Origin of the sequence: Helicobacter mehlei (assembly GCF_003660265.1) — a bacterium.
Classification (GTDB): domain Bacteria; phylum Campylobacterota; class Campylobacteria; order Campylobacterales; family Helicobacteraceae; genus Helicobacter; species Helicobacter mehlei.
In genome coordinates this window covers 68,985-79,172 of the sequence record NZ_QXQP01000006.1, presented here as the reverse complement: position 1 = coordinate 79,172, position 10,188 = coordinate 68,985, and the positions used below count along the sequence as shown (strand labels likewise).

Sequence of the window (10,188 nt, the reverse complement as noted above, 5' to 3'; positions counted from 1 at the left end):
GGTGCGTTAAAAACATTTAGTGAGTATCCAATGCTAGTTTAACGCCTCAAAAAGGCATGCCAAATGGCAAGTTTAAGATAGTGGGGGGGAAGAGCGGTGTAAATGGGGCACATGGCTAGCTTAAGCAAACCACATCCACTTGGCACAGATTACAATACCCAAGCCCAGTAGCAAAGCTAAATGGTGGATTACAGAGGCTAGGGGGTTTTTTTTGTTTAAAAACTTGCAAGCCAACGAGATAGCCACCATCGCAAAAATCGTGCATGCCAACAACACTTTAAGCATCAAAACCTTTTGGAAGGGTGTTTCCAAAAATCCCTTATCACCCCCCACATACACGCTTAACATCATCCCACCACTGAGCAAGAGCCACAGGACACACAAGGGCATGATTTTAATGGCACGTGTTGAGATGCCTTGTTGGGCTTTTTGGGCGATCTCCTCCCCATACATTCTTTTGACACTGGGGAAGATCACCACATCAAAAAAGAGATATCCGATAAAAATGATCGCGCACAGAAGATGGGAGATGAGCAAATAGGGGTAGAGGGCCTGCATCGTTTCCATGTCCTTACAAAAATTAGAGTGTGGATTGTAACATGTCCGCTTGATTTTGGAGTAAATATTTTGTTATAATAAAAATATTTAACTTGTAATACTTTTCTAAGGAATGATAAGAGCCATGTTGCCTAAAAAGTCTCAACAAATATTATTGTTTAGCCAAAATGCAAAAAAAGCTGGTGCAATTTTTCTTTTGGCTCTCCCTTTGGGCTTGCAAGCTGAAAAAAATGCGGGTTTTATCGGGGTTGGTTTGGAAATCGGGCGAGCCGATAAAAAGCTTGTGGGGGAGAAAAACGGGCAAATCTTCCAAGTGCCTCAAGGCACAGTGGCATTGAGTGCAGCTAATCCACCGCCCAGTGCCTATAATCCTGATGGAACGCTCAAAGACACCGGGCTTAATGATTGTAACCCGGGTAATTGTAAGGCAGAATGGACCCCCGGGATGATGCCTAGCGACAATGCCAAAACTCTGCAGGGGGCGGAAAACCCGGGCAGGAATGCACCCATGTTTGGCTTGAATGTGATTGCCGGTTACAAACAATTTTTTGGCAAAAAGCGTTGGTTTGGGTTGCGCTACTATGGCTTTTTTGACTACGGGCATAGCAATTTCTCTAACGCTACCGCCTCCAATTATACGAGTGTCTTTTTTCAAAATAATGACAAAGTAGATATGTATACTTATGGCGTGGGCACAGACATGCTCTTTAATATTATCAACAAACCCAAACTCAGCGTGGGGCTTTTTTTGGGCGCACAATTTGCCGGTAACACTTGGACGAGTAATAAAGTCAGCCGTCTTAAACAGGGTTATCTCATCGGCACGGTGCCCGGTGAGTGTGCTTATGTTCCTGATCCATCGAATGTTAACCCATGTGCATCGGGTTATACTCCAGACCCCAGTGTATCTGTTGGCACAAATGGACAGATTAATACCGCTAGTCTTGTTACCACCGGACCTTTAACCAGCCGTGTAACTACCACGCATTTCCAATTTTTGGTGAATGTGGGGATTCGGGCCAATTTCATCGAACACCATGGCATTGAATTTGGGATCAAAATCCCCACCATCCCTCTTCTTTACTACAAGGGTGTTGCACAAAAATACCTCACCCCCAATGGGAAAGGCGTTTGTGATGGTCCGTGTGAGGGCTATTACACCCTCAGCCAAACCTTTAGACGGCAATACTCCATGTATTTGCGCTATATTTATAGTTTCTAGTGTAACTGATAGCCCAAAACTTGCACGAGGGCTTGGGTGCTGGATTTGAGCACTTTATCCATTAACATTTCTAGCTTATCTCTTTGCAACCAAACGGGTTTTTTGACCGCGCTTAAATCTTGTAAAGCCACTACCGCCTCCTCATAGGTCCCCACATGATCGATTAACTTGAGCTCTAGAGCCTGTTTGGCACTAAAAATCTTGCCCTCGGCAAATTTGGGCGCATCTTTAGGGTTTAAATGCCTTGCCTTAGCCACATCACCCACGAACATACCATATTGCTCGTCTAGCAGGGCATCTAGGTATTGCTTTTCTTGAGAAGTCCAAGCGCGCGTGAAGGTCCCCACCTCTTTATAAGCCCCTTTGGACATGCCTTGTGCCTTGATCCCGAGTTTGTCCATCAAGGGGGCAATGTTCATGCCACTAAAGATCACCCCAATAGAGCCCACCAACGCCCCGCGGTTAGCATAAATTTTATTAGCCACCATGCCCGCATAATAGCTCCCGCTTGCCATCACGCCACGCACATAAGCCACCACTGGCATTTTTTTAGCCAAATGCGCCACCATGTCGCTAAGTTCCACACTGGCACTAATGCTCCCCCCCGGAGAGTCGATGATCAACAACACGCCCTTAATGCTGGGGTTTTGCTTGATCTTAGCAATCTGATCGGCAAAACTCTCACTCTCAAAAATAGGACCATAGAGGTAGAGTTTGGCTAAATTAGGTTCTTGCACTTTGTGATCGGTGTTGCTCAACAACACAAAAGCCACCAAAGTTAAAAAGACAAAGGTTTTAAAATACTTCGTGACGAAGTCCAAACACGAAATGATCGCTCTGCCTATCTTAGAAAACATGCGCTCTCCTACAATTTTAGTTTTATTATACTAGGTTAAATGAAAGTGTGTTATAACACAAATCAAAAAGAATCCAGAACATGGCGTGCAAATTCTGCCCTAAAATCAAACCGACTGATTTGTTATTCGTTCTGGTGGCAGGGGTGGCTTTTTATGGAGTCTATGCCTACCAAATGAATCAAGCCCACCAAGAACAAGAACAGCGGGTCAAAGCCTTTGAAAAACTCCAACGCGATTGTGTTTTAGGGCATGACAAACATGCATGCCAACAAGTCTTTAAGGATTAGCATGTTCGCTAAAGTTTTGCCTTTTGTCTTGGTGTCTTCCTTGCGGTTTTTAGGACTCTTTATTGTCTTGCCCGTGATTGCCCTCTATGCTGCACACTTCCAAGCTAATGCCTTAATGATGGGTCTGGCTGTGGGGGGAGCGTATTTGACGCAAATTCTCTTCCAAACACCCATTGGGGTTTTAAGCGATCGCTACAACCGCAAGGCGGTTGTGCTGTGGTGCTTGGGGGTGTTTGTGCTAGGATCGCTCATTTGCTTTTTGGCTCACAATATCCATACTCTAGTTTTAGGGCGTTTGATTCAGGGCATGGGGGCAATGGGGGGGGTTTTAAGCGCAATGGTCGCCGATGTGGTAGAGGAGGAGAAGCGCACAAAAGCGATGGCATTCATGGGGGCAGGGATTTTTATGGCTTTCACGGCTGGCATGGTCATAGGTCCTAGTGTAGCGGCTAAATTTGGCGAGGAATGGCTCTTTTTACTCACCGCACTACTCAGCTTGTTTGCAATGTTTTTAATGGCGTTCAAAGTCCCCAACCCACCTAAAATTTTCTATTCTCTCAAAGAAAAGCCCAGAATGAGCGATGCGCTCAAAGACAAGGATATTTTCATTATCAATATTTGTTCGTTCTTTGAAAAATGTTTGATGACCTTAATTTTTGTGCTGATCCCCCTAGCCATTGTGCATGATTTTAAAATGGATAAGTCGGCATTATGGGAAATTTATAGTTTGGGCGCGCTCTTGGGGATGGTGAGCATGGCACCTGCGTCCATCATTGCCGAAAAATTCAACAAGGCTAAGGGTGTCTTGCTAAGCGGGGTAGCGATGTTTTTGGTGGCTTATCTGTGCTTGGCTCTAGCCGATCGGCATGCCAGTTCGCCCACCACTTGGCTTTTTATCACTGGAATTATGATCTTTTTTGCCGGGTTTGGCACGCTTGAGCCCATCATGCAATCTCTAGCCAGCAAATTGTGTAAAGCCCACCAAAGAGGCTTGGTTTTAGGCTTGTTTGTAACTTACGGCTATGCGGGCTCTTTTGTGGGCGGATTGCTAGGCGGGGTGGGCTATAAGCTTTTGGGCGTGGAAAAAACAGCCTTTATTGTGGTGGGGGTGTGCGTGCTGTGGTTGGGGCTGGTGTTCTTTTTAAATAACCCTGGTCAGCAAAAAAATGTCTATTTCCCCTTAGATGCTTTTGAGCGGGAAAAATTCCAGGCTTTAGAGGGTATGGTCGGGGGCATTTTAGAATGGTATGTCAATGAAACGCAAAATGTGATCATTGTCAAATACGATGCCTCACAAATTAGCGAAGAAAAGATCATCCAAGCCTCTGTGGCTTTTAGAAAATCCCCCACCCACTAACACCACAATTTTACGCCTTTACGCCCGCTTGGGCTATCTGCCTAGATATGTCTGATGCGCTTATAACCTTGCAAGGCAAAGAACAAGATGTAGAAGTAACCCAGCATGGGCACAATGTAAGAGAGGATCAGCCCAACATGATCGGCCATGAGACCTTGCAAAGGAGGGAGCAGGGCACCGCCCACAATTGCCATGCAGATAATCCCAGAGGCTTGGGAGGTGAATTTGCCTAGCCCTTTGGTGGCCAGAGAAAAGATCGTGGGGAACATGATCGAGTTGAAGAGCCCGATGGCAATTAGGAAAAAGATGCTGATCTTGTCATCTAAGATGATCCCCACAAAGAGCAAGACCACATTGATAATGGCATTGAAAGCCAAGCATTTGTTGGGCGCGATTTTTTGCATGATCGCACTCCCAATAAAACGCCCCACCATCGCCCCACCCCAATAATAGGCGATATATTGTGCCCCCGTTTTTTCGGGGATTTGGGCGACCTCAAACATGGTTAAAACCAAAAACGAACCAATAGAAACCTCAGCCCCCACATAAAAGAAGATCGCAAAAGCCCCTAGCGTAAAGTGAGGATACTCTAGGGCGCTTTTTTTGCCATCGTGGTTATGTTCGCTCACTTCTTGGGCTTGTTCGCGCACATCGGGCAAGCGCAACCAATAAACCACAATGGCTAAAACAACCAAGGCTCCGGCAATCATCAAGTAGGGGCCTTGCACAGACTGGGCTTCTTTGACTTTATCCACAACCTCTGTTGTGTTAGAGATAATGAGCATAGAGCCAAAATAAGGTCCTATAAAAGTGCCCAAAGAATTGAAAGCTTGCACTAAAGTTAAGGTCCGCTCCTCCTTGCCCGGAGCCAAAAGGGTTACAAAGGGGTTGCCCGCTGCTTGGAGCAAGACCACCCCGCTAGCCAAAATAAAAAGCGCGCCTAAAAAGATAGCATAGGAAGCCATCGAAGCAGCCGGGTAAAACAAAAGACACCCTATGGCGGTGAGCACAAACCCCAAAACCACCCCGATTGGATAGCCGATCTTTTCTAAAAGTTTGCCAAAAAAACCCCCCGTGATAAAATAAGCCCCAAAGAAACAAAGTTGCACAAGAGAGGCTTGGAAATGTGAGAGATCAAAAATTTTTTTGAGATGTGGGATGAGAATATCGTTTAGGACGGTGATAAAGCCCATAGCAAAAAATAAAGCTGTTAGGGCTGCTAGAGCAAAATTATTACTTTTGGTTTGCATTAGACTCCTTGATTAAAAGTTTTATAAAGTGTAATTAAATGTTGTGTAGAACTATCTTCATGGGTGCTGGGGGCTTGCCTGCCATGTAATTGGGCTAAAATATCCTTAGCTAACTCCTTGCCTAGCTCCACGCCCCATTGATCAAAGCTGTTAATATCCCAAATGATTCCTTGCACAAAAATCTTATGTTCATAAAGGGCGATCAAAGCCCCGATGCTCTTAGGCGTGATCGCATCTAATAAGATCACATTACTAGGGCGGTTGCCTGAGAAGACACGATGAGAAGCAAGCTTGCGCGCTTTTTGCTCTTCCATGCCCATTTGCAAGAGCTGATCGCAGGCTTGGTTATAATCCCGTCCTTTCATAAAGGCTTGGGCTTGGGCAAAAAGATTGCTGAGTAATATCTCGTGATGTCCAGACAAATGTCCCTCCTTACTCAAAGAGGCGATAAAGTCAATGGGGGTTAGGTGCGTACCTTGGTGGAGGAGTTGGAAAAAGGCATGCTGGGAGTTGATCCCCAAATCGCCCCAAATAATGGGACCGGTGTCATAATCCACCACTTCCCCCCCTAAAGTGGTGCGTTTGCCATTGCTTTCCATGTCTAGTTGCTGGATAAAGCGTGGGAAATAGCGCAAATATTGATCGTAGGGGGCAATTAAGTGGCTTCCGGCATCAAAGAAATTGACATACCACACGCCCAGCAAAGCCAAAATTACGGGCATGTTATGCGTAAAGGGGGCTTCTTTAAAATGCTTGTCCATCTCAAATGCCCCCTGCAATAAGTTTCTAAAATTCTGCTTGCCTAAATAGATCATGATGGAGAGCCCAATAGCTGACCACAAGCTATAACGCCCCCCCACCCAGTTCCAAAAGGAAAACATGTTGTGCGTGTCAATCCCAAAATCTTTAACAGCTTGCTTGTTGGTCGAAACCGCCACAAAGTGTTTAGCGATATGGGCTTCATCTAGGGCGTGGGCTAAAAACCATTGCCGTGCACTGAGGGCATTGGTAAGAGTCTCTTGGGTGGAAAAAGTCTTAGAGGCGACAATAAAAAGGGTGGTCTCTGGATGGACCTTATCTAAAACCCCTTGAATCTGTGTCCCATCGACATTGGAAACAAAATACATGTTCAAGCGGGGACTAGCATAGCGTCTTAACGCCTTGCACACCATCAAAGCCCCCAAATCCGACCCCCCAATCCCAATATTGACCACATCGGTGATCACTTGGTTGGTATAGCCTAGCCACTCCCCACAACGCACCGCATCGCTAAAACTCTCCATGCGTGCCAACACTTCACGCACAGCGGGCATGACATCCTGCCCCTCTACCATGATCGACTCTTCACCCTGATAGCGCAAAGCAGTGTGCAAAACCGCGCGCTCCTCAGTGGTGTTGATCTTTTCGCCCCCAAACATGGCGTTGATTTTGGTAGATAACTGGCACTCCTTAGCCAAATCTTGCAATAATTGCAAAGTTTCATCATTAATGCGGTTTTTAGAATAATCCAAAGAGATAGGACCAGCTTGTAAAAAATAACGCATGGCACGCTCAGGATCTTCTTTAAACATATCACGCATGTGGGTGTTTTGAATCGCCTTAAAATGTTCTTGCAGGCGTTTAAAGGCATTTAATTTAGTTAAGTGTTCTCTCATGCTCACTCTTTGTTTAAATGGTTTTCTAGGGCGATAGCAACTCCGGCTAGACCGGGGTATTTGGCCAAGACGACATAAACTGGAATGGCTGCCAAGTAGGCATCAAAACGCCCTTTATTTTCAAAACGCACCCTAAAGGGTGAAGTTTTAAAGTAATCAATAAATCTGGGGATGATCCCTCCGCATAAATACACCCCCCCGCGCGCCCCCAAAACCAACGCCATGTTAGAAGCCACCGTGCCCAAGATTGTGCAAAAAATATCTAGGGTAAGACGGCATAGAGGCGATTTCCCGCCCAAAGCCTGCTCGCTAATCATCTCTGGGCTCATTTTGGGAGTCTTGATCCCCTCGCGTTCGGCTAAAGCAGCATGGATCAACACTAATCCCGCCCCGCTTAAAAGTCTCTCGGCTGAAACATGCCCGTATTTTTTCTTGGCATATTGCCAAATGGCGATTTCAGTATCATCAAAGGGCGCAAAGCTCACATGCCCCCCCTCTCCAGATAAGGCAATGTAATGCCCATTGTGGCAAGGAATGAGGGCACTCACTCCTAGCCCAGTGCCCGGTCCAATGACCAACTTAGGTGCGTGGAGCGCGCAGGCTGTCCCCCCCACTTGCAACAACTCATCATCGTTTAATTGTGTGATCGCATAAGCTTGGGCGGCAAAATCATTAATGAATAAAAGTGTATCAAACCCCAAAGCCTGGCGGGTGGTTTCAATTGAAAACGCCCAGTGGTGGTTAGTCATCTGCACCCAATCCCCAATGACCGGGTTAGCAATGGCACAGGCAGCTAGTTTCACAGCCGGATTACCCACTTTGTTTAAATAACACTTGATTGCATCCACCACGCTATGGTGATCGTGGCAAGCTAGGACCTCAACTGAATCGATTTCCCCTGAGGTTCTTTCTAGCCCAAAGCGCGCGTTCGTCCCACCAATATCAGCCAGCAAGCGGGGATAAGTATTAGGCAGTGTAGAAGACATGGCAGAGCACCTTTTTGGAATGTAAGATTAGAGAAATAGGGAGTTTGGAGTCTAACTTTTTAGCCGCCTCTTCAAAGACAGCACGTTTTTGCGTGCCCGAAATCAGCAACCAAAGCTCTTGGCAATTCTCTAGGGCATGTAAACTCAAACTAATGCGCGTGTGGGGTGCATTTTGTGGGGTGGTGAGTACGAGGGGGTCTGTCGTGCTAATGGCATGCTCAAACTCGGGCGCATCGGGGAAAAGCGAGGCAGTGTGCCCATCTAGACCCATGCCCAGCACAGCCAAATGGGGTTGTTTATAGTGATCTAGGGCTTGTTGCAAAATTACCTCATAGGGGAGGCTAGCCTGCGTGAAAAAGGGCATAAAGGGGACATCAATCCCCCATTTAAAAGAAACTGGATCAATCAAATGCTCTTGGATCAAGCGTGCGTTGCTGTCCCCATGATGAAAGGGAACAATGCGATCATCGACTAAGCTTAGTATATAGTGATTCCACACATGCAACCCGGCTAAAACCTCCAAAAATGGAATCGGGCTCTTGCCTCCTGAAAAGGCCAGATGGACACCAGAGGGGTTGGCTTGCTCTAAGGCATCTAAGAATTGGCAACCTTGAGCCCCAAAACGCTCCAAAGATGACCCCAAATCAAAAAAATCAAACATAACCATCCTTTGGCGTGTGCCAGCTACGTCCCTCAGATTCTAGGAGATCAAAAGCCACTTTGGGACCAAAACTCCCGGCTGGGTAGGTGAATAGGGGCACTTGGTTTTGCTCCCATGCCTTTAAGATGGGATCGACCCATGCCCAGGCGGCTTCCAACTCGTCTTGATGACTAAAGAGGGCCGGATTACCCCGTACAGCCTCCAAAATGAGTTTTTCATAAGCATCCATGCCTTGATCCAAGTGTGCTTGTAAGGGGGGCACGCCCTTTAAGTTCAGTTCTAGGGTGTACTGGGGCTGTAAGTTTAAGATCAGTGCCCCGCCTCCTTTGAAAGCCAGCACGATTTGCACTAAGGAACTGCCCATGCGTTTGCCCGTGCGCAAGTAAAAAGGCACGCCCGCCCACATAGACGATTGCACCTCTAGTTTTAGAGCAACAAAAGTCTCAGTTTGGCTCTGAGCGGGAATATTGGACTCTTGGGTGTAACCCTTGAGCCCATCGCTAGAGCCGTATTGGGCGCGCACGACTTGCTTAACAAAAGCTTGAAAATCTAGGGGCTTGAGGCTTTTAAGCACGCTTAGCTTAGCATCTCTAAGTGCTTGGGCGTTGGGGTTTTTGAGGGTGGGTACAGCGATTAGGCTTAACATTTGGAGCATGTGGTTTTGGAGCATGTCGCGTAAAGCCCCCGCGGTGTCATAAAAGCCCCCGCGGTTTTCCACACCCAAAGTCTCCAGCACGCTAATTTGGACATGATCGACCTGCTCTTTGTTCCACAGGGCACCTAGGATTGGGTTTTTGGCCCTAAGTTCTAAAAGATTTTGCACGCTCTGCTTGCCCAGATAGTGATCGATGCGGTAAATCTGATCTTCTTGGTAATATTTAGAGATTTGAGCGTAAATGTCTTTACAAGATTGCAAATCAGACCCCAAAGGTTTTTCTAGCACAATCTTAACCCCGGGGGCGTTCAAGCCCACCTGTGCCAAATGCGCACATGCCATCGCAAAAAACTCTGGGGCGATGGAAAAATAGATTAAAGTGTTGGGGAGTGTGCGGTGCTGGAGTTGTTTAAAATCATCGGGCTGGGTGAGATCAATAGAAAGATAGCGGATGTTTTGGCAAAAGAGTCCCCAGCTTTGTGGGTCTAGATTTGGGATATATTCTTGGGCTTTTTTGGTTAAATTATCTTGGAAGGTCTCATTATCTAATTTGCTACGCGCCACTGCGCTAATAATCGGGGCTAACAGCTTGCTTTGGTGAGCCAAATAAAGGGCGGGGAAAATCTTACGCATGGCTAGATCGCCTGTTGCGCCTAGTAAAATCAAATGGCATTCTAACATGCGACTCCTTTAGGGCTAT

Annotated in this window: 10 protein-coding genes; 3 read left to right on the top strand and 7 right to left on the bottom strand. The window is 46.6% G+C overall.

Annotated features, from left to right (window positions below; genetic code table 11):
* Positions 1-120: 120 nt before the first annotated feature.
* The gene (locus tag EAO36_RS03410) at positions 121-558 is read right to left on the bottom strand and encodes a copper resistance protein CopD (RefSeq protein WP_120948230.1); all 438 of its coding nucleotides are present in this window, start codon (positions 556-558) and stop codon (positions 121-123) included.
* A 124-nt stretch (positions 559-682) separates the two neighbouring features.
* Between EAO36_RS03410 and EAO36_RS03405 the strand changes: the two genes are divergently transcribed.
* Positions 683-1,780: an outer membrane protein gene (locus EAO36_RS03405; protein ID WP_120948231.1), complete on the top strand. Its 1,098-nt coding sequence runs from the start codon at positions 683-685 to the stop codon at positions 1,778-1,780.
* Here the strand turns inward: EAO36_RS03405 and sppA are convergent.
* Complete coding sequence (sppA, locus tag EAO36_RS03400) at positions 1,777-2,637, bottom strand: signal peptide peptidase SppA (protein ID WP_120948232.1); 861 nt, start codon at positions 2,635-2,637, stop codon at positions 1,777-1,779. The genes EAO36_RS03405 and sppA overlap by 4 nt on opposite strands.
* An 80-nt stretch (positions 2,638-2,717) precedes the next feature.
* Between sppA and EAO36_RS03395 the strand changes: the two genes are divergently transcribed.
* Entirely contained in the window at positions 2,718-2,924 is a 207-nt protein-coding gene (locus EAO36_RS03395) for a hypothetical protein (protein WP_120948233.1), read from the top strand.
* A 1-nt stretch (position 2,925) separates the two neighbouring features.
* Positions 2,926-4,281: an MFS transporter gene (locus tag EAO36_RS03390; protein ID WP_120955700.1), complete on the top strand. Its 1,356-nt coding sequence runs from the start codon at positions 2,926-2,928 to the stop codon at positions 4,279-4,281.
* A gap of 41 nt (positions 4,282-4,322) precedes the next feature.
* Here the strand turns inward: EAO36_RS03390 and EAO36_RS03385 are convergent, their stop codons facing one another.
* The 5 genes from EAO36_RS03385 to EAO36_RS03365 are packed head-to-tail and all read right to left on the bottom strand — an operon-like array spanning position 4,323 to position 10,169.
* Positions 4,323-5,531 carry a sugar MFS transporter gene (locus EAO36_RS03385; protein WP_120948235.1) on the bottom strand — a complete coding sequence of 403 codons (1,209 nt, stop codon included), beginning with the start codon at positions 5,529-5,531 and terminating at the stop codon, positions 4,323-4,325.
* A complete protein-coding gene (gene pgi, locus EAO36_RS03380) occupies positions 5,531-7,186 on the bottom strand; it encodes a glucose-6-phosphate isomerase (protein ID WP_120948236.1) in 1,656 nt (551 codons plus the stop codon). The genes EAO36_RS03385 and pgi overlap by 1 nt, the downstream gene beginning before the upstream one ends.
* Positions 7,187-7,188: 2 nt before the next feature.
* Positions 7,189-8,160: a glucokinase gene (locus EAO36_RS03375; RefSeq protein ID WP_407925314.1), complete on the bottom strand. Its 972-nt coding sequence runs from the start codon at positions 8,158-8,160 to the stop codon at positions 7,189-7,191.
* Positions 8,153-8,833, bottom strand: coding sequence for a 6-phosphogluconolactonase (gene pgl / locus EAO36_RS03370; protein WP_120948238.1), 681 nt, complete (start codon positions 8,831-8,833; stop codon positions 8,153-8,155). The genes EAO36_RS03375 and pgl overlap by 8 nt, the downstream gene beginning before the upstream one ends.
* Positions 8,826-10,169 carry a glucose-6-phosphate dehydrogenase (NADP(+)) gene (locus EAO36_RS03365; protein ID WP_120948239.1) on the bottom strand — a complete coding sequence of 448 codons (1,344 nt, stop codon included), beginning with the start codon at positions 10,167-10,169 and terminating at the stop codon, positions 8,826-8,828. Before EAO36_RS03365 ends, pgl begins: the two co-directional genes overlap by 8 nt.
* Positions 10,170-10,188: the final 19 nt, after the last annotated feature.

Excerpts from the sequence above, each read along its gene's own strand:
- pgl (WP_120948238.1), bottom strand. The coding sequence starts at position 8,833 with ATGTTTGATTTTTTTGATTTGGGGTCATCTTTGGAGCGTTTTGGGGCT.
- sppA (WP_120948232.1), bottom strand. The coding sequence starts at position 2,637 with ATGTTTTCTAAGATAGGCAGAGCGATCATTTCGTGTTTGGACTTCGTC.
- EAO36_RS03385 (WP_120948235.1), bottom strand. The coding sequence starts at position 5,531 with ATGCAAACCAAAAGTAATAATTTTGCTCTAGCAGCCCTAACAGCTTTA.
- EAO36_RS03390 (WP_120955700.1), top strand. The coding sequence starts at position 2,926 with ATGTTCGCTAAAGTTTTGCCTTTTGTCTTGGTGTCTTCCTTGCGGTTT.
- EAO36_RS03405 (WP_120948231.1), top strand. The coding sequence starts at position 683 with ATGTTGCCTAAAAAGTCTCAACAAATATTATTGTTTAGCCAAAATGCA.
- EAO36_RS03395 (WP_120948233.1), top strand. The coding sequence starts at position 2,718 with ATGGCGTGCAAATTCTGCCCTAAAATCAAACCGACTGATTTGTTATTC.
- pgi (WP_120948236.1), bottom strand. The coding sequence starts at position 7,186 with ATGAGAGAACACTTAACTAAATTAAATGCCTTTAAACGCCTGCAAGAA.
- EAO36_RS03365 (WP_120948239.1), bottom strand. The coding sequence starts at position 10,169 with ATGTTAGAATGCCATTTGATTTTACTAGGCGCAACAGGCGATCTAGCC.
- EAO36_RS03410 (WP_120948230.1), bottom strand. The coding sequence starts at position 558 with ATGCAGGCCCTCTACCCCTATTTGCTCATCTCCCATCTTCTGTGCGCG.